Raw genomic sequence first — 24,312 nt, forward strand, 5'->3', positions numbered from 1 at the left:
CCTAAACCTCAATATTCTTCAGAAGAAACTTGTTGCCATTGCTCGTAAGTTTGCTCTAAATCATCTCCGTTGGTTCTTATCCAATTGCCGACTAACCAATCGAAATTAACTGATGATCGCTGACAAGCATTCAACAAAATACAACTTAAGAATACTGCTAAAAAACTTTTTTTCATGAAGTAGATTTTATAATTGAAATTTACAAGAAAAACTTGATAAGTAACTCGTTATAGAATCTTAGATTTTGCCAAAATTAATAGTATCTTTGCCACTTTATAAAAAAATTTAGTGCTTCTTTGGAGTACGTTAGAATTAAGAAAATAATTATTTTTCTACTGAAAAATTACATGTAAATGAAGATTTCTTACAACTGGGTAAAACAGTTTATTAAAACCGATTGGGACGCAGAAAAAACCGGAGAACTTTTAACTGATCTAGGTTTAGAAGTTGAAGGTATCGATACTTTTGAGTCGGTAAAAGGTGGTTTAGAAGGAATTGTTGTTGGGCACGTTCTCACGTGTGAACCACACCATAATGCAGATCGATTAAGAGTGACCACTGTTGATATTGGTGAAGCAGAACCTGTACAAATTGTTTGTGGTGCACCTAATGTTGCTGCGGGTCAAAAAGTACCTGTGGCAACCGTAGGAACAACGCTTTACGATGATAAACAAGAACCTTGGAAAATTAAGAAAGGTAAAATTCGTGGTGAAGTTAGTAATGGGATGATTTGCGCTGAAGATGAATTAGGTCTAGGTAAAAGTCACGACGGGATTATGGTTTTAGCAGAAGATCTAAAACCGGGAACTCCGCTTAAAGAAGTTTTTGAAGTAGAAACCGATCAAGTTTTCGAAATTGGTTTAACGCCAAACCGTGCCGACGCGATGAGTCATTATGGTGTTGCACGTGATCTAAAAGCAGGATTACTTCAGCAAGAAATAAACACTCCATTAGATACGCCATCGGTAAGTAATTTTCACGTAGAAAACAGAAGTCGAAGAATTGCTATCGAAGTTGATAATTACGATCTGGCTCCGCGTTATTGTGGCGTTACCATTTCTGGCGTAAAAGTAACTACTTCTCCGGCTTGGCTTCAAAACCGATTAAAAGCAATCGGGATTACGCCGAAAAATAATGTTGTAGATGTCACAAATTATGTTTTACACGAGTTAGGACAACCCTTACACGCTTTCGATGCTGATTATATTAGCGACAATAAAATAAAGGTGAAAACACTTCCTGCAGGAACTAAGTTTACCACCTTAGATGAAGTGGAACGTGAGTTACACGAAGAAGATCTCATGATTTGTGATGCTGAAAAACCGCTTTGTATAGCCGGTGTTTTTGGCGGACTCAATTCTGGAGTGACTGAAAAAACTAACACGGTTTTCTTAGAGAGTGCTTACTTTAATCCCGTGAGTGTTCGTAAAACTGCAAAACGTCACGGTTTAAATACCGATGCTTCTTTTAGATTTGAAAGAGGTATCGATCCAAATATTACAAAATATGCATTACGCAGAGCGGCTTTGTTAATTCAGAAAACGGCAGGCGGAATTGTAACGAGCGATATCGACGATATCTACCCGAAGAAAATTGAAGATTTTCAGGTATTTCTAACTTTCGATCGAATTAACAGTCTTATTGGGCAAGAAATTCAGCCAGAAATTATTAAGTCTATTTTGGCTTCTTTAGACATTCGTGTAAACAACGTAACCGAAAGCGGTATGGGACTTACCATTCCGGCTTATCGTGTAGACGTTCAACGCGAAGTAGATGTAATTGAAGAAATTCTTCGTGTTTATGGCTATAATAATGTTGAATTCAATGAAAAATTAAACGCCTCAATTTCAAACTCAAGCAGGTTTGAAGATTATCGTTTACAAAACATCATTGCCGATCAATTAGTTGGTCAAGGTTTTTACGAAACGATGGCGAACTCGTTAACCACAAAAGAATATGTGGAGTTGAGTGATGGTTTGCAAGAAACGCATAACGTTGAAATGCTTAATCCGTTAAGTCAAGATTTAGCGGTAATGCGTCAGTCTTTATTATTTAGCGGTTTAGAAGCGATTGCTTACAACTTAAATCGTAGAAATAATAATCTGAAGTTTTTCGAATTCGGAAAGACGTATCACGATTTCCCATCGGGAAGAGAAGAACATAAACATCTATCACTATTAATTAGTGGTAATAGAAGTGCAGAACGTTGGAATGCGCTTCCTGCGAAAAGCGACTTTTTCTTTAGCAAAGGAAGCATTGTTGCTGTTTTAGAAAAACTAGGTTTAAATCAGCTTAAATATACACCAACAACAAGCGATATTTTTTCTGAAGGATTAAGTATTTCTACTCGTAAAAAGAAAGTAGTCGATTTTGGGGTAGTTAAAAAATCGATCTTAAAGAAATTTGGTATAGATCAAGAAGTGATCTTTGCAGATTTTAATTGGGATACCATTATTGAATTGGTTCAGCATCATAAAACTACGTTTAGAGCGATCCCTAAATATCCTTCCGTAAGAAGAGATTTTGCATTACTTTTAGATGAAAAAGTAAGCTTTAGTGACATTTACGATATCGCTACTAAAAGTGAACGTAAGATGTTGAAGAATGTAGAATTGTTCGACGTTTATCAAGGAGAAAACCTTCCGGAAGGCAAAAAAAGTTATGCGGTAAGCTTCAGCTTTTTAGATGAATACAAAACTTTAACCGATAAGCAAGTAGATAAAATGATGAATAAACTTCAGCAGCAATTTGAAAAACAATTGGGCGCTAGTTTACGATAATTTTTCACAGTACTAAAACCAAAATATTTAAAAATAATATCCTGAATCAATTTCTGAGTGACGGCGACTCATTATGATTTAATAGATATTCAATTAAAAAAAATCCGGATCTATAAGAATCCGGATTTTTTTTTAATACTATATATAAAAATTGACTATCTAGCCGGTAAAAGTATAGATTTCGTTTTGTAAATTAGTCCGTTTGAAGATTGATTTTCTGAGGAAATTACAACATTTGCTCTACCTAAATGATCAACAACAATTAAATTTCCTTCTTCATTGTCAGAAAACGTTAAAGGAGTTCCCTCTACAGTTTTCACCATTGTTCTACCTCCTTTTTCTTTAATTTTATTCTGGATTTTTTCTAATGTCCAACTTCCTTCCAAAATATGATAAGTTGTTATTGCTCTTAGTTTATTTTCACCAGAAGGCATATTTACGTACTTTTCTTGTATTAAGCTTTCAAAAGCATCATTCACAGGAGCAAAAATTGTGTAAGAATTACCGTCATTAAGCAGATTAACTGTTTTAGTAGTTTCTAGCAAACCATAAAATTCTGATAGGTCACTAGCTGAAGAAATGTTAGCTGTTAAAGTTTTAGAGCTATCTTGAGCAAAGGCATTTAATCCTAAAAATAAAAAAGCAACTAACGATAATTTAGAAAGGTAATTTAATGTTCTCATAATTGGATTTTGGGTTATTAAGTAACGAATTTAATAAATTATTATGAAGTTTCTTTTATAAATCTAAATAACTTACCGATAATCATTATATTAAAATCATTTTCAACTTTAAAATAATATTTAAAAATTATTACTCTTCAACTTTATACTAAATCTCACTCCATTAATAATAATAGCACAAAATTATTCAGCAGCAACTCAAACTGAAAAATAAATTAAGTATACAATTACAGAAAAAGTCAGTATTTTGCGGCTTTATAATTTAAAGCAAGTTGAATAATGAAAAACAAAGACCTTTTACAAATTGCAGAAGACTTTGGCAGTCCAGTTTATGTGTATGATAGTGAAAAAATTGTAGCACAATTTAAACGCTTAACCAACGCATTTAAACAGGTTAAAAAGCTAAAGATCAATTATGCAGTAAAAGCGCTTTCTAACATTAACGTGCTTAAATTACTTACTAACTGCGGAAGCGGTTTAGATACGGTTTCTATACAGGAAGTAAAACTGGGCTTAAGAACCGGAATTGCACCAGAGAAAATTATTTTCACGCCTAACGGAGTTTCTATCGAAGAAATTGAAGAAGCTGTAAAGTTAGGGGTTCAAATTAATATAGATAATTTATCGGTCTTAGAACAATTCGGAACAACGCATCCAGAAGTTCCTGTTTGTATTCGTATTAATCCGCATGTGATGGCAGGAGGAAATACGAACATTTCGGTAGGACATATCGATTCTAAATTTGGTATTTCTATTCACCAAATGCCACATTTATTAAGAATTGTTGAAAATACTAAAATGAATATTAACGGTATACATATGCATACCGGAAGTGATATTTTGGATATTGAGGTTTTCTTATACGCTTCAGAAATTCTTTTTGATGCCGCTAAAAATTTTAAAGAGCTAGAGTTTTTAGACTTCGGAAGTGGTTTTAAAGTTCCTTATCATGATAATGATATTGAAACCAATATTGAAGAATTCGGAAAAAAACTAAGCAAACGCTTTAACGAGTTTTGTAAAGATTACGGCAAAGAACTTACGCTAGCCTTTGAACCGGGTAAATTTTTAGTAAGTGAATCTGGTTTCTTTTTAGTAAAAGTAAACTCTATAAAACAAACCACCTCAACAGTTTTCGCTCAAGTGGATTCTGGTTTTAATCATTTGATAAGACCAATGCTTTACGGTTCTAAACACGAAGTGGTAAACATTAGTCATCCTACCAAAAATAAGCGTTTTTATTCTGTTGTAGGTTATATTTGTGAAACTGATACATTTGCCACCAATAAACAAATTGCAGAGATTAGTGAAGGTGATATTCTAGCTTTTAAAAATGCCGGAGCTTATTGTTTTTCGATGGCTAGTAATTACAATTCTCGCTATCGTCCTGCTGAAATTTTATGGCATAACGGAGAAGCTAAATTGATTCGAAAAAGAGAAACTTTTGAGGATTTAATTGCTAATCAAGTAGAAGTTGAACTTTAGTTAATTTCAGCTTAAATTAAGTTGAAATAATTTGTGATTCGATTATCTTAGATAAAAACTAAAATGATGAGTACAGAAAATTCAACTTATAAAAACGTATATACCGGTTCTGATGTAAATGTTCAATATTTGCAAGAACTGTTTCACAAAGCAGGAATTGATTCTATTGTAAAAAATAATTTTGAATCCGGTTTGAGAGCAGGTTTTGGTGGCGGTTTACCGGGACAGGTACAATTGCAAGTACAAACCTCTCATTACGATGAAGCGGTGAAAATTATTAAAGCTACATTTCCGCAGGAATAAGATTAAAAATTTTTCAATAAAAAAAAGCCACGATTAAAATCGTGGCTTTTTTTATCGTTTAGTTTTATATTAAAACTGATAACTAAATTCTCCTTGAGTAATGTTAATTGTATCTCCGTTATCGGCTTCACCAACAAAGCTAAATGTACCGACTACTGTATTGTTCTCAAAAGAAGTAATTGTGATCTCACCAGAATCTGCTTGAGCATCATAAACCACCTCATTCGCTGTATCTACATCTGCAATATAACTTGCTGAATACGGTGGATTCTCACTGATTGAATACGTACCCACTTCAGGATTCTGAGGTATATTTAATACAATACTATTATCTAAATCTGAAATAAAATTTAAACTCACTTCATCACTACCTACTAAAGATCCTTCTGCAAAAGTATTTGCTACAAATTCTTCACCATCTACTAAAGCACTAGCATTATCTACAGGAGCTTGATTTTCAAAAGGAATATTGGTAAATACACCATTTGTCATCACTAACTCTTCTTGACTGATAATTTCTACTAAAGTTCCAGAAAATGTACCTGAAACCAAGTTATTTGTATAATCTATAGATGAAATATTAATGGTTCCCTCTATAGGAATATACACTTCGCTTTCTTCATTTGAATTATCTAAATCGTATAAAATTAGTGCTTCATATTCAGAACCTAAATCAAAACTTCCCACAGCCGGATCAAATACCTGTAATACGAAGACCTGCTCCCCAGAACTTGCAGCAATTGCTAAACCATCTTCATTAATATTTGCTTGCGTAGTACCTGTATAAAGTTCTCCATCTAATTCTACCTCAAATAGAGATTCAGGATCTTCTGGTTCAGGGTCTGTAGGTTCTTCTCCTCCTTCTATTTGTAATGGAACATTAGAGAATTCTCCTTCAGTAATATTAACAGTTTCAACAGTAACACTACCATCTTCATTATCTACTTCTCTTTCTGCTTCAAATGAAAAAGTTCCTGAAACTATCATATTTTGAGTATCCCATTCTGTAATTTCTAACGTTCCTGTAGAATTCACGGTAGTTGTATAAGGAAATCCTTCAGTTCCTAATTGCGCGTACATCGCCGTGCCATCTCCGGGATTATCAAAATCAACGGGATTAGATAATACGTAAGATCCTGTACCTTCGGCTTCAATTTGTAAAGAAATTGAATTTCCTGAAACATTTGCTCCAGAAATCGAAGTTTGCACGATATCTCCATTATAAATAGTAATCGATAAAGCTCCATCTGCAACAAACGAGTTACCATCGATAGTAGCAGTAAAGTTACCACCCGGTGTTTGGTTTCCTCCTCCAGAACCGCCACCATTAGGATCACCAAACTCTCCTTCTAAAGGTTCGTTATCACAAGAAACCGCCATTAACGTGAATAGCGCTAAAAAAATAGGGTATAAGATTTTTTTCATAAAGATATATTTATTTGGGTCACACAAACTTAATTAAATTTATGTTAAACTAAAATTTTGTTTTTGGTACTCGCAATAATAAAATTACTCCTAAAATAAAAAATGTCATAAAACATAAAATTGCGGTTCTACTATCATATTTCTGAGCAATATAACCGTAGGAGAACATCCCAATGACAATTCCGATTTTCTCTGAAACGTCGTAAAAACTGAAATAGGAAGCCGTATCGATCGCATCTTTAGGTAATAATTTTGAATAGGTTGAACGCGATAAAGACTGAATACCTCCCATCACCAAACCTACTAAAGCTGCAGCACCATAAAACTGAAACGGAGTCGTAATAAAATAGGCATAAATACAAATACCAACCCACAATAGATTAATGACGATTAATGTTTGAATATTCCCAAATTTAGCAGAAGCTTTAGAAGTTAAAAAAGCTCCTAAAACCGCCACTAATTGTATAAGTAAAATACTTACAATTAATCCGGTGGTTGAATCTTGCTCGCCCCAATCTAATTCTTTAATTCCAAAATAAGTTGCTATAAGCATAATCGTTTGTACCGCCATACTATATAAAAAGAAAGAATACAGGTAGCGCTTCAGTTGAATATTTTCTTGAATGCGAGCCCAAATTTTTCGAAGTTCTCGAAAGCCATTAAACATAACATCTTTAGTAACTTTAGCATTTGTTTTGTTTCCTTTAGGCAAGTAATAGTAAGTGTACTGACTAAAGCCAATCCACCAAACTCCGGTTAAAATAAAAGATAATCTTGTTGGGAAAGCTTCATCTTTAAACCCGAAAGTTTCATAAAATAGAATCATTGATAAACAAATGAGCAATAAGATCACACTACCAATATAGCCTAACGAGAAGCCTTTGGCACTAATTTTATCTTGCTGCTCTGGGAAGGCAATATCCGGTAAATAAGAATTGTAGAATACCAAACTACCCCAGAACCCGATGAGTGCTAAAAAATAACAAAGCAACCCAAACCATAAATAATCAAGGTCGAACCAAAATAAACCAATACAAGAAATTGCTCCCAAATAACAGAAAAACTTCATAAAGTTTTTCTTGTTCCCCACATAATCGGCGATTCCACTTAAAAACGGACTTAAGATCGAAACCATTAAAAAAGCTGCTCCGGTTACATAACTAATAAGCGTGTCGTTATTAATACCTTCAAAGCCTAAAAAATCGATTGTATCGCTTACTACTACTCCATCTTCTTTTACAATAGTTAATGCGCCATAAAAAATAGGAAAGATCGCTGAAGAAATAACTAAACTGTAAACCGAATTTGCCCAGTCGTAAAATGCCCAAGCGTTGAGTAACTTTTTACTTCCTTTTGGTAATGCTTGCATGGTTAAGCTTTTGATTAGATGGTCTAAAAATAGAAAAACCTTTCTAAATAATTAGAAAGGTTTTTTATGAATTGTTTATTCTTTTGCGTTAGGGATGACAGCCCTTCGACTAAGCTCAGGATAAACTCTCCCTTTTTTAATTTTTGCGATAGCGATAATTAAAAAAGTTATAGCGTACAGCCCGACCCGCAGGGAAACGCCCTAAGCATTAACCGTGTACATTTTTTCGCGCTGTTCTTTTACTTTTGGATCGCTCATATATTCGTCAAAAGATAAGTAACGATCAATCACTCCGTTTGGTGTAAGCTCTACAATACGATTACCTACGGTTTGAGAAAATTCGTGATCGTGCGTGGTTAACATAACCGTTCCTTTAAAGTTTTTCAAACTGTTATTAAATGCCGTGATCGACTCTAAATCTAAGTGGTTGGTTGGCTCGTCTAACATTACTACATTAGCACGCATCATCATCATTCTACTTAGCATACAACGCACTTTTTCTCCTCCAGAAAGTACTTCTGCAGTTTTTAAAGCATCTTCACCACTAAATAACATTTTACCTAAGAAACCACGAATGTAAACTTCTTCGCGCTCTTCTTCGGTTTTTGCATATTGACGTAACCAATCGACTAAGGTTAGGTCTTTATCGAAATATTCTGAATTATCTAACGGAAGATAAGATTGATTGGTAGTAATACCCCATTCGTACTTACCGGCAGCAGCTTCTTGCTTACCATTAATAATTTCGTAAAAAGCAGTCGTAGCACGAGAATCTCTTGAGAACACTACTACTTTATCGCCTTTAGCTAAATTTAAATGAATATTTTTGAAAAGTGTTTCACCATCGATCGAAGCTTCCAAACCTTCAATATTTAAAATTTGATCTCCTGCCTCACGCTCTCTTTCGAAAATAATAGCCGGGTAACGACGGCTAGAAGGTTTAATCTCGTCGATATTCAATTTTTCAATCATTTTTTTACGAGAAGTAGCTTGTTTAGATTTTGCTACGTTCGCACTAAAACGTTGAATAAATTCTTGTAGTTCTTTCTTCTTTTCTTCAGCCTTCTTATTTTGTTGCGCACGTTGTCTTGCTGCTAATTGCGAAGACTCGTACCAGAAAGAGTAGTTACCACTAAAGTGATTGATCTTTCCAAAATCGATATCTGAGATATGTGTACAAACCGCGTCTAAAAAGTGACGGTCGTGAGATACCACAATTACGGTATTGTCATAATTTGCTAAGAAATGCTCTAACCAAGAGATCGTTTCGTAATCTAAGTCGTTGGTAGGCTCATCCATAATTAACACATCAGGATTGCCGAAAAGTGCTTGTGCTAATAACACACGTACTTTTTGCTTACCATCTAGATCTTTCATTAACGAATAGTGGTGCTCTTCTTTTATACCTAAGTTAGAAAGTAACGATGCGGCATCGCTATCGGCATTCCACCCGTTCATTTCTTCAAAAATTACTTGCAGCTCTCCAATTCTATCGGCATTTTCATCTGAATAGTCGGCATAAAGCGCATCCATTTCTGCTTTTACATCAAAAAGCGGCTTGTTACCTTTTAATACGGTTTCTAAAACTGTACTCTCGTCGTACAAGTTGTGGTTTTGTTCTAAAACCGACATACGTTTGCCCGGCTCTAAATGAACGTGACCTGAAGTTGGGTCTATTTTTCCTGATAAAATTCTTAGAAAAGTAGATTTTCCTGCTCCGTTTGCACCGATAATTCCGTAGCAATTTCCTTGAGTAAAGGTCGTGTTTACCTCATCAAAAAGAACTCTTTTACCAAATTGTACCGATAAATTTGAAACTGATAACATAGGCTATAAAAAATTTTTGCGAAAATAGTTAATTAAAATGATAACATGAAACATTAACTTTTTAAGTTTTCTATTTAACGTGAGGTTAACAAGCGTAACCTAAGCTTTGGTTTAATTTTGAGAGCTAAATGAATAAAACCACCAATGAGGCAACTCTACATCTTGTCTATTATTAGTTTGATTTTGTGTTCTTGCCAAAAAGATCCTAATGCTAATGCCTCTACTTCTGTGGGTGGCGAAATTGTAAATAGTAATACTCCTTATTTAACACTCGAAAGAAATGGTAAGCTTGTCGATTCTATTTCTATTGAAGAAGACGGAACTTTTACTTACAATTTTGAAGAAGATAATTTTGAACCGGGACTTTACACCTTTCGACACAATCCTGAAGGGCAAGTTTTTTTTATTGAAGAAGGCGATAGTTTATTATTTAGAGTAAACACGAAAGAATTTGATGAATCGTTAATGTTTACCGGCGATAAATCTGTAGAGAATAATTTTTTAATGGAAATGTATTTGCTGAATGAAAAGGATAACGATGTGATCCTTTCTTATTATAAGGTGAGTCCAGAAAAATTTATTTCAAAAACAGATTCTATTAAAGCTAAACGTAAAGAAAAGTTAGCTGAACTTAAAAGTGAGAATAATTTTTCTGATGCGTTTATTGAACTTGCTGATAAAACCATCGATTACGAATATTACGATTTACGCGAACGCTACGCTTTTTTAATAAACACCTATTTTAATCAGTTTAGAAATAAAATTCCTGAAGATTTTTTCCATTACCGTAAAGACATCGATTTTAACGATAAAAGCTTACAATCGTATTACGTTTACCAACGTTTTTTAGACAATTACTTAAAAAACAGAGCTATTGAGCGCTGTATAAATATAGAAAACACCAAGGATTGCTTTGATGCTAATTCGGTAACTAATTTAAAAAACCGATTAATCATCTCTGATAGTATTTTTAAGATTAAAAACTTAAGAAACCTTTACCTCACTAGATTTGCGAGAAAACAAATTAATACTGCTACCAACACGCAACAAATCGACTCTACTTTACAATTATTAAAAAGTTTCAATTTTCCGAATGAAAAATATAACGAACTAAAAAAATTAGGGCGATTACAGAAAAATTATTTTGTTGGTAAAGATGTTTCTCAATCAAAATTATTAACGACTGAAAAAGAGAAAATCTTTCTTATCGATATTTTAGACCAGCCTACCATTACAATCACTTGGTCTGTTTATGTTTCTAATCACACCAAATTGCACGAACGTGTAAATGAATTAAGAAACCGCTATCCTGAAATTAATTTTCTTGGCGTAAATATCGATGAAGAAAGCAACCACGATTTATGGATGAAGGCACTCGAGAATTTTGACTACAATAAAAATTTTGAAGTTAAAATTAGAGCTCGAGGCAACGATATTTCACTTTACAAAAACTTTTTAAATAAGGTTTTACTCATCAACAAAAAAGGAACGATCGAGAAAGCTAACCTCAATCTATTCGATCCTAATTTTGAAAATGAATTACTGGAATATTTAAATCAGTAAATAATTACTCAACCTCAAAAAAAGGCTTTTCAATATCTTGAAAAGCCTTCTTTATTTTCTACTGAAAAAGTTTTATTAACTGTTTCCTTTTCGGTAATCTGCTAAGAATTTTTCTAAACCTATATCGGTTAATGGGTGTTTTAATAAACCTTCAATAGAACTTAAAGGTCCCGTCATTACGTCGGCTCCAATTTTTGCACAATCGATCACATGCATCGTGTGTCTAACCGAAGCTGCTAAAATTTCTGTTGAAAAATGATAGTTATCGTAAATATGTCTTATTTCAGCAATAAGATTTAATCCGTCGGTAGAAATATCGTCTAATCGACCAATAAATGGTGAAACATAAGTAGCTCCTGCTTTAGCCGCTAAAATTGCTTGTCCGGCAGAAAAAACTAAGGTACAATTCGTTTTAATTCCTTTATCACTAAAATATTTAATTGCCTTGACCCCATCTTTGATCATCGGTACTTTCACCACAATCTGGCTGTGCAATTTTGCTAATTCTTCTCCTTCTTTTATAATATCATCATAATTTGTAGCGATCACTTCTGCACTTACATCGCCTTCAACGATCTCACAAATTTTCTTGTAATGATCAATAATATTTTCTTTTCCTGTAATCCCTTCCTTAGCCATTAAAGAAGGATTGGTAGTCACCCCATCTAAGACGCCTAAATCCTGCGCTTCTTTAATCTGATCTAAGTTTGCTGTATCGATAAAAAATTTCATAGAATTTAATTTTTAGTTATACAGTAAAGTTACAGTTTATAATGTTTCATAAGCATTTTTTCGTAAACTTTATCAGGTAAAATATGCTTTAAGGCAATGCTAAATTTTTGTAACGCCTCTCCTACTTTATAATGTATCGTCGGATTTTTTTCTTGCATGACCGCAAACACTTTTTCAGCCATTTTTATAGGATCTTGACCTTTGTCTACGTGCTCATCCATCAGCTTCAAGGTGTTGCCGTAATTTTTCTTATAAGGTGAATTTTCTTTTACCGGAGCGTGATATCTTCCGGCAGCAATATTGGTCGCAAAATCTCCCGGAGCGATATTGGTCATTTTTATATTGAATTCTTTCAGCTCCATTCTAAAAGCTTCCGTGGTAAGTTCTAACGCTCCTTTAGTTGCTGAATAAATTCCGCGATATGGTAATCCCATATAACCGGCAATTGAAGTGATATTGATAATAAAACCATCGCCTTGTTTACGCATAAATGGTAAAACGGCTTTGATCACATTAATTACCCCAAAATAATTGGTATCAAAAACCTTTCTAATTTCAGCATCCGGAATTTCTTCAATAGGACCTGTAATTCCCATTCCAGCGTTGTTAATCAAGAAGTCAATTTTTCCTTCAGCAGTAATTACTTGTTCAACAGCAGCTGTAATCGTTTCTACTTGAGTAACGTCTAAAGCTACAAAATGAATTCCGTTAGATTCAGTGGTTTTCGGGTTTCTACTGGTACCGTAAACTTTATATCCTTTTTGAGCTAAAAACTCGCCTATAGATTTGCCTATTCCCGAAGAAGCTCCGGTAATTAAGACTACTTGATTTGCCATATCTAAAAAAATTGAAAGGCAAATGTCGATTATTTATAAGAAAGAATAAAATTAAACGTTAAGATTTACAGGAAGTAATACGTGGGAAAAGTGCATAAAAAAAGGCAAGCTACCCACATCACACCGCTACGACCATCTACCCTTGCTGCGTTCCCGCCCTGGGGGAATTCGACAGGAGCTGGTTGTGTGGGACTTGCCGGGTGCAAATATACAAGGTTTATCTATTTCTGCAAGCATTTTTTAGCATGAAATACCTAAATTAGCCAAAGAATTTAAAATTATTTAAATGAAAGTTTATAACTTATTGAGCCTTTTTATTTTAGGCTTTTTTGTAATTTCTTGCGGAAATCCAAATCAGAAAAATTCAGCTAATTTTTCACTTCAAATTGGTGAGAAAGATGAAAATATTCAGCAAGGAAAAGCAGTAAAAATTCAACTTCATCAAAAAGAAGCACAAGAAATTGATTCGGTTACCTATTTCTATAACGGTGAAAAGATCAATGTTGAAAATAATAGCATTACGTTTAACCTTCCGTTAGGTAAAAATAAGTTAGAAGCTAACATTTATAGCGAAGGCGATAAAACTACGCTTACCGAAGAAGTTAGCGTACATAGTAATGTAAAACCAAAAATTTATAATTATGAGGTCATAAATACTTATCCACACGACCCTAATGCTTTTACGCAAGGTTTAGAGTTTTACAACGATACTCTTTACGAAAGTACCGGTTTAAGAGGACAATCGACTTTAAGAAAAGTAGATTTGGAAAGCGGAAAAGTGATTAAAAAAATAGATTTGATCGATACTTATTTTGCTGAAGGTTTAACGATTTACAATAATAAAATCTATCAACTTACTTGGAGATCCGGCGACGGAATTATTTATGACCTGAACACCTTCGAGAAAAAAGAGATCTTTAATTATAACGAAAGTAAAGAAGGTTGGGGACTTTGCAACGACGGCGAAAAATTCTATAAAAGTGACGGTACCGAAAAAATCTGGATCTTAAACCCGGAAACTTTAGCAGAAGAAAGTTTTATTCAACCGGCAACTCACAAAACAACGCTTACCAAACTTAACGAGTTAGAATGGGTAGACGGTAAAATCTACGCTAATACTTGGCAAAAAGATGGCGTGGTAATTATCGATCCTAAAACCGGAGCCGTAGAAGGTTTAATCGATTTTCGTGGTTTACGAGAAAAGCTGACCAATAACGACGAATTAGTAAAAAGTAATCACGTTCTAAACGGTATTGCCTACAACCCAAACAATAAAAAGCTCTACGTAACCGGTAAAAACTGGGATAAACTTTTTGAAGTAAAAATCATAGAAAGATAATTTAAATGAGATATTTATATTCCTTACTTCTTCTCTGCTCTATTGTTTTATGGAGTTCTTGTCGTAACGATTTCGAAACCGAACCCAGCACAGGAAATTTACAGTTTTCTAGAGATACGGTTTATTTAGACACCGTATTTTCGAATATTGGTTCGAGTACTTACAATTTAAAAGTCTACAATAGAAGTGACGACGATATCACCATTCCGACAATTCAGTTAGCCGGTGGAGAAAGTTCTAATTATCGCTTAAATGTAGACGGTTTACCGGGCAAATCGTTTGAAAATATAGATATTCTTGCTAAGGATAGTATTTTTGTTTTTATTGAAACCACTGCTAATATTGAAAATTTTTCTAACGAAAATCAATTTTTACTCACCGATGCGATCGAGTTTGATACCGGAGCTAATCAACAAAAGGTAGAATTGGTTACCCTAATTCAAGATGCGGTTTTTCTATATCCTGAAAAATTTGACGATGGTACTACAGAAAGCCTGTCATTTGGTTTTGATGAAGAAGGAAATGAAATTTTAATCGAAGGTTTCTTTTTAGATGAAACTGAATTAACCTTTACCAACGAAAAACCTTACGTCATTTATGGTTATGCCGCAGTTCCCGGCAATCGAACCTTAAATATCGAAGCTGGAGCCAGAGTTCACTTTCACGAGGCTAGCGGAATTATTGTAGCGCAAGACGGTTCACTTCACGTAAACGGAATGCTTAGTAACGATCAAGAAACTTTAGAGAATGAAGTGATTTTTGAAAGCGATCGTCTCGAACCCGATTTTAGTGAAATTCCCGGTCAATGGGGAGCCATTTGGTTAACAGCCGGTAGCACCAACAACCTCATTAATTATGCGACCATCAAAAATGCGACAGTCGGTATTTTAACCGAATCGAATGATGGCACGAGCAACCCTACTTTAACCATTAATAATTCTAAAATCTACAATTCTTCAAACGCCGGCTTACTCGCTAGAACCGGCCACGTTAAAGGGAATAATCTAGTAATAGGAAGTGCCGGGCAATCTTCTTTAAGTTTATCGCTTGGCGGCCAATACAATTTTACGAACTGCACTTTCGCCAATTACTGGACAGGCAGTTACCGATCGCTACCGACCGTACTTGTTCAAAATTACCTAGAAACACCGGAACAAATTTTTGTTTCAGATTTAATTGAAGCCAATTTTAATAATTGCATTATCTACGGAAATGAAAATCGCGAATTAGTCTTAAATGAAAGAAGTGAAGCCGATTTTAATGCTCGTTTTGAAAATTGTTTAATTCGATATAACGATTTTGGTTTCGGAAGTCAAGGCTACGATTTTGATGATGAAACTCTTTTTCCGGGAACCATTATTAATGTAATTCCTAATTTTTACAATCCGCAAGAAAATGAATTTATGATCGATGAAGAATCCGGAGCTAACAATTTAGCAAACCCTTCAACAGCAACGAATCAAGACATTTTAGGTACTCCTAGAGGCTCTTCACCCGATAGTGGTGCTTATGAGAGTATTATTTTTCCGGAGGAAGATTAATATTGATTTCATAAGAAAAGGCTCGAGTTCAAAAAACCCGAGCCTTCTCAAAACTAACTAATCAAACTACTTATTATGAAATTTCAATCATTCGTTTAGCCTGCACTTTTGCTTCTTCTTTCTTTGGAAGGTTGATCAACAAAACTCCATTTTCGTAAGAAGCATTTATTTTAGCACTATCTACTGTTTCCGGTAGGCTAAATGCTCTTTTAAAAGTGCTGTAACTAAATTCTCTTCTGGTAAATTTTCCTTTTTCTTCTTCAGTGTTTTCTTTTTTACTTTCAGAAGAAATTGTAAGCACATCGTTATCTAATTCGATATTAAAATCTTCTTTGGTTTTACCCGGTGCGGCAACTTCAACCAAGAAATTATCTTCAGTCTCTTGAATATTTACTGCCGGAATACTTACGCCAATATTATTCACGTTTGAAGTACCTCCTAACCAATCTGTTTTAAACATATCATCTAACATAGATGGTAACCAATTGTCTGCTGTTGTTCTTTTTACTAAACTCATAACTTTTATTTTTTGTTGTTTATATCAATTTTACACTCAACAAATAGCAATTTGAATACCAACGCATATTTAATGACTTTTTGACACAAACAGAGCTTAAAACTATGTCAAAATGACAATTATAACGGTTAAAGTATGGTTAAAACGACAGTTGAAGCTAAATAAGAGTTCTATTTTAGCTGAATTAATTCAACTTAAATGAAATATTTATTTAATAAGCTCTACAGTTTTATTAATACGATTGAAGGGAAAATTGCTTTCTACCCTACTCTTTTAGCGATTGGCGGACTTATACTTTCGCTCATTTCACTCTCCTTAGAAAATACCGGAATATCAGAATGGTTCACCTCGATTTACGACGGTTTTATAATCGACAGCAGCGATACAGCTAGAACTATTTTAAGTTATTTAACCGGCGGACTCATTTCTTTAATGGTCTTTAGCTTCTCGATGGTGATGGTTTTACTCAACCAAGCTTCTTCTAATTATTCTCCTCGAGTTTTGCCGGGACTTATCTCGAATAAAAATCATCAATATGTTCTTGGGATTTACCTCGGGACAATTATTTACAATGTATTTATTACGATTGCTATTAAGGCTTCAGAAAATAATGAAATGAGAATTCCTAGTTTTTCGATTTTTATTACCGTCTTACTAACAGTTTTATGTTTAGGAGCATTTATCTATTTCATTCATTCTATTTCACAATCAATTCAGGTAAATAATATTCTTACTAATGAATACAAAAAAGCTAAAACTCGATTAAAAAACATTATTGAAATTCAGAAAAACGAAAAAGAACTCGATTTTCCTGATACCGAAAACTGGTCAAGTTATCAAAGTAAAAAAACAGGCTATTTTCAAAATATATCGATCGATAATCTAAAAGAGATTTGTAAAGAAAATGATATTCAGATTTCCATTTTACCGATAAAAGGGAGTTTTATAGCAGAAAATTCTACCATCATTAAAGTAAGTAAATCGATAGAAGATGAGTTGGTTTTAAAAATTCTGAGCAATTTTAATTTTGCTGAAGGCGAATTTGTAGAAGATAATTACCTACTTGGTTTTAAACATATCACAGAAATTGGAATACGCGCTATTTCGCCTGCGGTTAACGATCCATCAACCACTATTAACACCATCGACTACCTAACAGATCTATTGGCTTTGCGTTTATTAAAGAAAGAAGATGAAATTGTAAGTTTAGAAGATCATCAACCTTGTATTTGGCTTTCAACTATTTATTTTGAAGAATTACTTTATCAAATTATTCTTCCTTACCGTACGTATTGCAAGAACGATTTTAGTTGTGTTCAAAAATTATTATTGATGTTTTCGTTTTTACTTCAGCAAAAAACAGTTAGTCAAAAATATCACGAAAGCATCAAAAAAGAAGCAAATAATCTCTATGAAGACGTAAAACACAGCCTTAAAAATGAAAGAGATTTAGAAAGATTAGAAGCAATGTACCAACAAATAGCATAAATGTGCTTATATTTTTTAAATTTGCAGCCAATCACAAATAACTTATGGCATTAAGCAATAACGATATATTTAAAAAATTACGTGTAGCCCACAAATTAAGGGACGACGATATTATTGAAATCTTTAAATTGGTAGACTTCAAAGTTTCTAAAAGTGAATTGGGAGCTATCTTTAGAAAAGAAGGACATCCTAAATACCAAGAATGCGGTGATCAATTTCTAAGAAATTTTTTAAATGCGCTTATTATTCATTTACGAGGTCCGATGCCTAAGAAAGAAAAAAAATAAATAATATTTACGTATATTGTTTATTTTGTAAATCTAACGTCATTTTTACGTCTTACTAGAGAACCCAAATTTGGTTTATGAGCGATACAACTGTTAAGAAACGAGTTTTTACCGAAGAAGAAATACAAGCCTTAAATAAGAAATATAAACCACTTTCTATTCAAGAAAGAATTGAAGAATTATATAAAGATTTTGATGTAGCTGAAGTTATGTTAACGAGTTCTTTTGCAGCTACTTCTGCTTTTCTATTGAAGCTTTTTTCTGATGTAAATAAAGAGCAAAAAGTATTTTTTATCGATACCGGTTACCATTTTGATGAAACTTTACAATATAAAAGAAAGCTTACTGAAAAATATGGCTTAAACGTTAAATCGATTAGTGCCATTAAAGAAGAACACGAGTTTACTACAAAAGATGAAACTTGGCGTAAAAACCCAGATTTTTGTTGTTCGATTAATAAAGTAAGACCTTTAGAGACCATTAAAAAACATTATTCAGTTTGGGTAAGCGGTTTAATGGAATGGCAAAGCGACCACCGTTCTAGCTTGAACATTTTTGAAGAACGTGGCGAGATTTTAAAATTCTACCCACTTTTAGATGTTACTAAAGAAGAAAGAGATGAGTTTATAGAAAAACACCAATTACCATTTCATCCTTTAGTTGCAAAAGGTTATAATTCTATTGGCTGTACGCATTGTACCGTTCCCGGTGAAGATCGCTCCGGCCGCTGGAACAACAACCCTAAAACCGAATGTGGTTTACATTTGTAGAAAAACTTTAAAAAAATTCAGCATAAAAAAAATCCCGTTCAAATTGAACGGGATTTTTAATATCTAAAAAGCTTAATTGCTTAAGCCAATACTTTCTGTACTTTATCTGCAGCTTCTTGAAATTGTACAGCGCTCTCTACATTAAGACCACTACTATCAATTAATTCTTTAGCTACATCTGCGTTGGTACCTTGTAAACGTACAATAATCGGTACATTGATCGCGTCTCCCATATTTTTATAAGCATCTACAATACCTTGAGCTACACGGTCACAACGTACAATACCTCCAAAAATATTTACTAAAATAGCTTCTACTTTATCGTCTTTTAAAATTAAGCGGAAAGCTTCTTCTACACGTTTAGCATCTGCTGTACCACCAACATCTAAGAAGTTAGCCGGCTCACCACCTGCTTGCTTAATTAAATCCATCGTTGCCATCGCTAGACCGGCACCGTTTACCATACAACCTACGTTACCATCTAGATCTACATAGTTAAGACCTGCTTTTTTAGCTTCAACTTCAGTTGGGTTTTCTTCACGCTCATCACGCATCTCTGCGTAATCTTTGTGGCGGTAAAGTGCGTTATCGTCTAAAGTTACTTTAGCATCTACTGCCATAATTTTATCATCACTTGTTTTTAACACCGGGTTAATTTCAAATAATGAAGAATCAGACTTGTCGTAAGCAGTGTAAAGTGCAGTAACAAATTTTGTCATTTCTTTAAAAGCTGCTCCAGATAAACCTAAGTTAAAAGCAACTTTTCTAGCTTGGAAAGGTAAAATTCCTGTAGCAGGATCAATTTCTTCCGTAAAAATTAAGTGCGGAGTTTCTTCAGCAACCGTTTCAATATCCATACCTCCTTCAGTAGAATACATGATCATGTTCTTACCGGTACCACGGTTTAATAAAACAGACATATAGTATTCTTCCGGCTCATTATCTCCAGGATAATAAACATCTTCAGCAACTAAAACCTGATTTACTTTTTTACCTTCGGCAGAAGTTTGTGGAGTTACCAATTGCATTCCGATAATTTCTCCTGAAATTTTTTCAACTTCCTGAAGATTCTTCGCCAATTTAACTCCGCCACCTTTTCCGCGACCTCCCGCGTGAACCTGTGCTTTAATTACGTGCCAACCGGTTCCGGTTTCTTCAGTTAGTTTTTTTGCAGCATCTACTGCAGCTTCTGGAGTGTCTGCAACAATACCACGTTGTATTCTTACACCAAAGCTATTTAGTATTTCTTTTCCTTGATATTCGTGTAAATTCATAATCAGGTTTTTCTAGTTCTATTTTGGTTCACAAAAGTAACAAATGTAATATTTTGTAGCAATACTTTTTCACTTTAAAAGAAGCTTTATTTGATTTATTTGTCTTTTTTTGAAGATTTAATTCAGAATTTACATTGAAACATGCAAAATAACGAGCAATTAATAGAACTTGCTTACGCCAAAATGTATTTTGGAAAGTACAAAGATTGGTATTTATCTGATGTCCCAGAACCTTATTTTGTTTGGTTTAATAAAAAAGGCTTCCCTCCCGGAAAAACCGGAGAACAAATGCGCGCCGTTTTTGAACTCAAAATTAACGGATTAGAATACTTGCTGAAAGAAATTAGGCAAAAGTACCCTAACCCGAAGAAAATTTAGTTTACAAAAACGCGGTTTATAGTTATAAAATAAATTGTTATTTGTAATTTTGCGCTCCGTATAGACAACATTTAAATAACCCAAAATGGCCGATACCAAGTATATTTTTGTTACCGGTGGTGTTTCTTCGTCTCTCGGGAAAGGAATTATCGCAGCTTCTTTAGCAAAACTTCTTCAAGCGCGTGGTTACAAGACCACCATTCAGAAATTAGACCCTTATATTAATGTAGATCCGGGTACGTTAAACCCTTACGAACACGGTGAATGTTTTGTAACTGAAGATGGTGCAGAAACAGATTTAGATCTTGGCCATTACGAGCGTTTTTTAAATGTAAATACTTCTCAAGCCAACAACGTTACTACCGGTAGAATTTACCAAAGTGTCATCGAAAAAGAGCGTCGTGGTGAATTTCTGGGGAAAACCGTACAAGTAGTACCTCATATTACTAACGAAATTAAACGTAGAATACAGTTGCTTGGTCAAAATGGCGATTACGATATTGTAATTACCGAAATTGGCGGAACTGTGGGTGATATCGAATCGCTACCTTATATTGAATCGGTAAGACAATTAAAATGGGAATTAGGAGATCACAATTCATTAGTGATTCATTTAACCTTGGTTCCTTATTTATCTGCTGCCAAAGAATTAAAAACAAAACCTACCCAACACAGCGTAAAAACCTTGATGGAAAGCGGAATTAGCGCCGACATTTTAGTGTGTAGAACCGAGCACGAATTAAGCGACGATCTACGCCAAAAGTTAGCTCAATTCTGTAATGTGAAGAAAGAAGCCGTGATCCAATCGATCGATGCTTCTACGATTTACGATGTTCCTAATTTAATGTTAGAAGAAGGTTTAGATAAAATTACGCTTCAAAAATTGGCTTTAGAAGAAAGATCTGAACCCGATTTAGTGAGTTGGAATAAATTTTTAAGCCGACATAAAAATCCAAAAGCTGAAGTTACCATTGGTTTAATTGGTAAATATGTTGAATTGCAAGATTCTTACAAATCGATTCTAGAAGCTTTTATTCACGCCGGAGCCGAAAATGAGGTAAAAGTGAATATTAAAAGTATTCATTCTGAATTTATTAATACCGACGAAAGCAATAAAATTACCGATCTTGATGGGATTTTAGTTGCGCCAGGTTTTGGAGAACGTGGCATTGAAGGTAAAATTGAAGCGGTTAAATATGCCAGAGAAAACAATTTACCTTTCTTCGGAATTTGCTTAGGCATGCAAATGGCGGTGATCGAATACGCCAGAAATGTATTGAATATTAGCGATGCCAACTCTACCGAGATGGACGACCAGACCAAAAATCCGGTGATCGATATTATGGAGAGCCAGAAAAATATCACTCAAATGGGCGGTACAATGCGTTTAGGCGCTTGGGGTTGTGAGCTAGCAGAAGGAAGTTTAATTCATAAAACTTACGGTAAAACAAGTATTAGTGAGAGACACCGTCATCGTTACGAATACAACAATAAATACAAAGAACAATTAGAAGAAGCCGGTATGCTTAGTTCTGGTATTAACCAACAAACCGGTTTAGTTGAAGTTGTAGAGCTACCTGAACATCCTTGGTTTATAGGAGTTCAATATCACCCGGAATATAAAAGTACGGTAAAAACACCGCATCCATTATTTATCGGATTCGTAAAAGCTGCCAAAGATTATGCGAAAAAGAAAAAAAAATAGTGTCATCTTGACATTATTTTAACTCTTGGATACTTTTTTGACTAAAAAAATTTAAAATGATTTGGTATGGCTTTTTAAGTCTAATTATAGACTTTTGCCGTCCTTTAAAATAAATTAGAAATTTCTTGTTCCTCTATTTATGGAAAATAAAAAATTTGATGTTAATTCATTAATCGGTTTTGTCCTTATTGGTGCCATTTTAGTTTGGATGTTATACACCAATCAAGATAATGAGACCAAAACTGCTGAAGTTGGTACACCAGAAAACCAAGAAGTAGTGACCACTAACGAAGTAAATGAAACTTCAGCTTCTACAGAAAATAATACACCGGCAACAGATTCTTTAGCTTTAGAACAAGCCAAAAGTAGTTTAGGAGCTTTTGCTTATTCTGCAACCTTACCTTCAGCAACAAATAAGGTAACGACGGTAGAAAATGATGTTCTTCAACTAAAAGTTAGTAATAAAGGTGGGCAAATTATTGAGGCTAAACTTAAAAATGAAACTAATTACGATGGTGAACCGGTTTACATTGTAAAAGATAACAACGCTTCCTTCAACTTACAATTCACTACTACCGATAATAGAACTTTAAATACGAAAGATCTATTTTTTGAACCAAAACTTAGTAAAAGTGGTGAAAACAATATGCTCTCGATGAAGCTTAAAGTTTCTGCGAATGAATATTTAGAGTACGTTTACACGCTAAAACCCAACGATCATATGATGGATTTCTCTATTCGATCTCAAGGTTTAAGTAACGTAATTAATAGCAGCAATGATGTGCTTTTAGATTGGCAACTAAAAGCCTTTAGAACTTCTAAAAGTATTACTTACGAAAATAGATATACCGAAATTAAATGGGAATACGATGGTGATAGCGACGACTATACCGGGCAAGGTGATCTAGATGAAGATGAAGATGAAGACATTACTTGGATCGCTTTTAGACAACACTTCTTCTCTTCTATTCTATTATCAAATTCATCTTTTGACAGTGCTAAATTTGTTTCTAAAAACTTAGTACAAGACGATGAAGTAGATACGCTTTACACGAAGAGTTTTGCGGCGACCATTCCATTGAAAATGAATGGCGGCGAACTTAACGAATCGATGAATTGGTATTACGGACCAACAGACTACAAAATCTTAAATGATTATGATCGTAATTTAGATGAAGTAGTTCCGTTAGGTTGGGGTATTTTCGGTTTTATCAATAAGTATTTAGTAATTCCGTTTTTCAATCTTTTAAGCGGATTCTTACCGGCAGGTATTGCGATTATTTTCTTAACGATTACCGTTAAACTTTTACTTTCTCCTGTTCAATACAAACAGTATGTCTCTCAAGCAAAAATGAAGGTTTTAAGACCGGAAATTAATGAGATTAACGAGAAGTACAAAGACAATGCTATGAAGAAACAGCAAGAAACCATGAAGCTGTACAGCAAAGCGGGCGCCAGCCCGATGAGTGGTTGTTTACCAGCATTAATGCAGATTCCTGTTTTCTACGCTTTGTTTAACTTTTTCCCAAGTGCTTTCGATCTAAGACAAAAATCGTTCTTATGGGCAGAAGATCTTTCGAGCTACGATGTGATTGCAGAATTACCGTTTACCATTCCGTTTTATGGTGACCATATTAGTTTATTCCCGATCTTGGCTTCTATCGCTATCTTTATTTATATGACGATGACGACCGGGCAAAGTATGCAACAAGCACAACAACCGGGAATGCCGAATATGAAGTTTATTATGTATCTGTCGCCGCTATTTATGTTAGTTTTCTTCAACAACTACGCCAGTGGGTTATCGTTATACTATTTCACATCCAACTTAATTACCATTGGTATTATGTTAGTGATCAAGAATTTTATTATCGATGATGAAAAGATTCACGCTAAAATTCAGGAGAATAAAAAGAAACCTAAGAAAAAAGGAAAGTTTGCTCAGAAGTTTCAAGATATGATGGAGCAAGCAGAACAGCAGCAAAGAAATAACAGAAAATAAATCATTTA

The 24,312-nt window shown here is 34.2% G+C and carries 21 protein-coding genes and 1 other RNA gene; 12 read left to right on the plus strand and 10 right to left on the minus strand.

Translation table 11 applies throughout. From position 1 onward, the window contains the following. Positions 1-8: 8 nt before the first annotated feature. The gene (locus tag G551_RS16540) at positions 9-176 is read right to left on the minus strand and encodes a hypothetical protein (protein ID WP_156876759.1); all 168 of its coding nucleotides are present in this window, start codon (positions 174-176) and stop codon (positions 9-11) included. A 177-nt stretch (positions 177-353) separates the two neighbouring features. Here G551_RS16540 and pheT point away from each other — a divergent pair, with 177 nt between their 5' ends. Next, complete coding sequence (gene pheT, locus G551_RS0105650; RefSeq protein ID WP_027884639.1) at positions 354-2,780, plus strand: phenylalanine--tRNA ligase subunit beta; 2,427 nt, start codon at positions 354-356, stop codon at positions 2,778-2,780. Between the two features lie 155 nt (positions 2,781-2,935). On the opposite strand, the gene G551_RS0105655 is transcribed toward pheT, so the two are convergent. Continuing rightward, positions 2,936-3,463, minus strand: coding sequence for a fasciclin domain-containing protein (locus G551_RS0105655; protein ID WP_027884640.1), 528 nt, complete (start codon positions 3,461-3,463; stop codon positions 2,936-2,938). A gap of 279 nt (positions 3,464-3,742) precedes the next feature. Here G551_RS0105655 and lysA point away from each other — a divergent pair, with 279 nt between their 5' ends. Next, complete coding sequence (gene lysA, locus G551_RS0105660) at positions 3,743-4,948, plus strand: diaminopimelate decarboxylase (RefSeq protein ID WP_027884641.1); 1,206 nt, start codon at positions 3,743-3,745, stop codon at positions 4,946-4,948. 66 nt (positions 4,949-5,014) lie between these two features. Beyond that, the gene (locus tag G551_RS0105665) at positions 5,015-5,251 is read left to right on the plus strand and encodes a putative signal transducing protein (RefSeq protein WP_027884642.1); all 237 of its coding nucleotides are present in this window, start codon (positions 5,015-5,017) and stop codon (positions 5,249-5,251) included. Between the two features lie 69 nt (positions 5,252-5,320). On the opposite strand, the gene G551_RS0105670 is transcribed toward G551_RS0105665, so the two are convergent. From G551_RS0105670 to G551_RS0105680, 3 genes are all read right to left on the minus strand, one after another. Beyond that, positions 5,321-6,676: a DUF6252 family protein gene (locus tag G551_RS0105670; protein WP_027884643.1), complete on the minus strand. Its 1,356-nt coding sequence runs from the start codon at positions 6,674-6,676 to the stop codon at positions 5,321-5,323. Positions 6,677-6,725: 49 nt separating this feature from the next. After that, entirely contained in the window at positions 6,726-8,045 is a 1,320-nt protein-coding gene (locus G551_RS0105675; RefSeq protein WP_027884644.1) for an MFS transporter, read from the minus strand. A gap of 201 nt (positions 8,046-8,246) precedes the next feature. Further along, complete coding sequence (locus G551_RS0105680) at positions 8,247-9,872, minus strand: ABC-F family ATP-binding cassette domain-containing protein (protein WP_027884645.1); 1,626 nt, start codon at positions 9,870-9,872, stop codon at positions 8,247-8,249. Between the two features lie 144 nt (positions 9,873-10,016). Here G551_RS0105680 and G551_RS0105685 point away from each other — a divergent pair, with 144 nt between their 5' ends. Beyond that, complete coding sequence (locus G551_RS0105685) at positions 10,017-11,435, plus strand: hypothetical protein (protein WP_027884646.1); 1,419 nt, start codon at positions 10,017-10,019, stop codon at positions 11,433-11,435. 75 nt (positions 11,436-11,510) lie between these two features. Here G551_RS0105685 and fsa read toward each other — a convergent pair whose 3' ends face one another. The 3 genes from fsa to ffs all read right to left on the minus strand — a co-directional run bounded on the left by fsa (position 11,511) and on the right by ffs (position 13,202). Further along, positions 11,511-12,167: a fructose-6-phosphate aldolase gene (gene fsa, locus G551_RS0105690; protein WP_027884647.1), complete on the minus strand. Its 657-nt coding sequence runs from the start codon at positions 12,165-12,167 to the stop codon at positions 11,511-11,513. Positions 12,168-12,196: 29 nt separating this feature from the next. Next, the gene (locus tag G551_RS0105695) at positions 12,197-13,003 is read right to left on the minus strand and encodes an SDR family oxidoreductase (protein ID WP_036243374.1); all 807 of its coding nucleotides are present in this window, start codon (positions 13,001-13,003) and stop codon (positions 12,197-12,199) included. Between the two features lie 99 nt (positions 13,004-13,102). Beyond that, positions 13,103-13,202, minus strand: an RNA gene (gene ffs, locus G551_RS16400) — signal recognition particle sRNA small type. An 87-nt stretch (positions 13,203-13,289) separates the two neighbouring features. Between ffs and G551_RS0105700 the strand changes: the two genes are divergently transcribed. Both G551_RS0105700 and G551_RS0105705 read left to right on the plus strand, forming a co-directional pair. After that, positions 13,290-14,342, plus strand: coding sequence for a glutaminyl-peptide cyclotransferase (locus tag G551_RS0105700; protein WP_027884649.1), 1,053 nt, complete (start codon positions 13,290-13,292; stop codon positions 14,340-14,342). Positions 14,343-14,347: 5 nt separating this feature from the next. Further along, positions 14,348-15,883: a hypothetical protein gene (locus G551_RS0105705; RefSeq protein ID WP_027884650.1), complete on the plus strand. Its 1,536-nt coding sequence runs from the start codon at positions 14,348-14,350 to the stop codon at positions 15,881-15,883. Positions 15,884-15,956: 73 nt separating this feature from the next. Here G551_RS0105705 and G551_RS0105710 read toward each other — a convergent pair whose 3' ends face one another. Then, complete coding sequence (locus G551_RS0105710; protein WP_027884651.1) at positions 15,957-16,400, minus strand: Hsp20/alpha crystallin family protein; 444 nt, start codon at positions 16,398-16,400, stop codon at positions 15,957-15,959. A 198-nt stretch (positions 16,401-16,598) separates the two neighbouring features. Between G551_RS0105710 and G551_RS0105720 the strand changes: the two genes are divergently transcribed. The 3 genes from G551_RS0105720 (at position 16,599) to G551_RS0105730 (ending at position 18,945) form a co-directional block, all read left to right on the plus strand. Then, positions 16,599-17,888, plus strand: a complete 1,290-nt coding sequence (locus G551_RS0105720; protein WP_027884652.1) for a DUF2254 domain-containing protein — start codon at positions 16,599-16,601, stop codon at positions 17,886-17,888. A gap of 44 nt (positions 17,889-17,932) precedes the next feature. After that, positions 17,933-18,175, plus strand: a complete 243-nt coding sequence (locus tag G551_RS0105725) for a DUF1456 family protein (RefSeq protein ID WP_027884653.1) — start codon at positions 17,933-17,935, stop codon at positions 18,173-18,175. Between the two features lie 77 nt (positions 18,176-18,252). Beyond that, positions 18,253-18,945, plus strand: coding sequence for a phosphoadenylyl-sulfate reductase (locus tag G551_RS0105730; RefSeq protein WP_027884654.1), 693 nt, complete (start codon positions 18,253-18,255; stop codon positions 18,943-18,945). 80 nt (positions 18,946-19,025) lie between these two features. On the opposite strand, the gene sucC is transcribed toward G551_RS0105730, so the two are convergent. Next, positions 19,026-20,219, minus strand: coding sequence for an ADP-forming succinate--CoA ligase subunit beta (gene sucC, locus G551_RS0105735; RefSeq protein ID WP_027884655.1), 1,194 nt, complete (start codon positions 20,217-20,219; stop codon positions 19,026-19,028). A gap of 141 nt (positions 20,220-20,360) precedes the next feature. Here sucC and G551_RS0105740 point away from each other — a divergent pair, with 141 nt between their 5' ends. The 3 genes from G551_RS0105740 (at position 20,361) to yidC (ending at position 24,304) form a co-directional block, all read left to right on the plus strand. Beyond that, the gene (locus G551_RS0105740; RefSeq protein ID WP_027884656.1) at positions 20,361-20,597 is read left to right on the plus strand and encodes a DUF3820 family protein; all 237 of its coding nucleotides are present in this window, start codon (positions 20,361-20,363) and stop codon (positions 20,595-20,597) included. 85 nt (positions 20,598-20,682) lie between these two features. Continuing rightward, on the plus strand, positions 20,683-22,302 hold the full coding sequence (locus G551_RS0105745; RefSeq protein ID WP_027884657.1) for a CTP synthase: 1,620 nt from the start codon (positions 20,683-20,685) through the stop codon (positions 22,300-22,302). Between the two features lie 139 nt (positions 22,303-22,441). Next, entirely contained in the window at positions 22,442-24,304 is a 1,863-nt protein-coding gene (gene yidC, locus G551_RS0105750; protein WP_027884658.1) for a membrane protein insertase YidC, read from the plus strand. Positions 24,305-24,312 lie beyond the last annotated feature (8 nt).

Origin of the sequence: Mesonia mobilis DSM 19841, assembly GCF_000423405.1 — a bacterium.
GTDB classification, from domain to species: domain Bacteria; phylum Bacteroidota; class Bacteroidia; order Flavobacteriales; family Flavobacteriaceae; genus Mesonia; species Mesonia mobilis.

Bases quoted from the DNA above. Each gene is read 5' to 3' on its own strand.
- G551_RS16540 (WP_156876759.1), bottom strand. From the start codon at position 176: ATGAAAAAAAGTTTTTTAGCAGTATTCTTAAGTTGTATTTTGTTGAAT.
- pheT (WP_027884639.1), top strand. From the start codon at position 354: ATGAAGATTTCTTACAACTGGGTAAAACAGTTTATTAAAACCGATTGG.
- G551_RS0105655 (WP_027884640.1), bottom strand. From the start codon at position 3,463: ATGAGAACATTAAATTACCTTTCTAAATTATCGTTAGTTGCTTTTTTA.
- lysA (WP_027884641.1), top strand. From the start codon at position 3,743: ATGAAAAACAAAGACCTTTTACAAATTGCAGAAGACTTTGGCAGTCCA.
- G551_RS0105665 (WP_027884642.1), top strand. From the start codon at position 5,015: ATGAGTACAGAAAATTCAACTTATAAAAACGTATATACCGGTTCTGAT.
- G551_RS0105670 (WP_027884643.1), bottom strand. From the start codon at position 6,676: ATGAAAAAAATCTTATACCCTATTTTTTTAGCGCTATTCACGTTAATG.
- G551_RS0105675 (WP_027884644.1), bottom strand. From the start codon at position 8,045: ATGCAAGCATTACCAAAAGGAAGTAAAAAGTTACTCAACGCTTGGGCA.
- G551_RS0105680 (WP_027884645.1), bottom strand. From the start codon at position 9,872: ATGTTATCAGTTTCAAATTTATCGGTACAATTTGGTAAAAGAGTTCTT.
- G551_RS0105685 (WP_027884646.1), top strand. From the start codon at position 10,017: ATGAGGCAACTCTACATCTTGTCTATTATTAGTTTGATTTTGTGTTCT.
- fsa (WP_027884647.1), bottom strand. From the start codon at position 12,167: ATGAAATTTTTTATCGATACAGCAAACTTAGATCAGATTAAAGAAGCG.
- G551_RS0105695 (WP_036243374.1), bottom strand. From the start codon at position 13,003: ATGGCAAATCAAGTAGTCTTAATTACCGGAGCTTCTTCGGGAATAGGC.
- G551_RS0105700 (WP_027884649.1), top strand. From the start codon at position 13,290: ATGAAAGTTTATAACTTATTGAGCCTTTTTATTTTAGGCTTTTTTGTA.
- G551_RS0105705 (WP_027884650.1), top strand. From the start codon at position 14,348: ATGAGATATTTATATTCCTTACTTCTTCTCTGCTCTATTGTTTTATGG.
- G551_RS0105710 (WP_027884651.1), bottom strand. From the start codon at position 16,400: ATGAGTTTAGTAAAAAGAACAACAGCAGACAATTGGTTACCATCTATG.
- G551_RS0105720 (WP_027884652.1), top strand. From the start codon at position 16,599: ATGAAATATTTATTTAATAAGCTCTACAGTTTTATTAATACGATTGAA.
- G551_RS0105725 (WP_027884653.1), top strand. From the start codon at position 17,933: ATGGCATTAAGCAATAACGATATATTTAAAAAATTACGTGTAGCCCAC.
- G551_RS0105730 (WP_027884654.1), top strand. From the start codon at position 18,253: ATGAGCGATACAACTGTTAAGAAACGAGTTTTTACCGAAGAAGAAATA.
- sucC (WP_027884655.1), bottom strand. From the start codon at position 20,219: ATGAATTTACACGAATATCAAGGAAAAGAAATACTAAATAGCTTTGGT.
- G551_RS0105740 (WP_027884656.1), top strand. From the start codon at position 20,361: ATGCAAAATAACGAGCAATTAATAGAACTTGCTTACGCCAAAATGTAT.
- G551_RS0105745 (WP_027884657.1), top strand. From the start codon at position 20,683: ATGGCCGATACCAAGTATATTTTTGTTACCGGTGGTGTTTCTTCGTCT.
- yidC (WP_027884658.1), top strand. From the start codon at position 22,442: ATGGAAAATAAAAAATTTGATGTTAATTCATTAATCGGTTTTGTCCTT.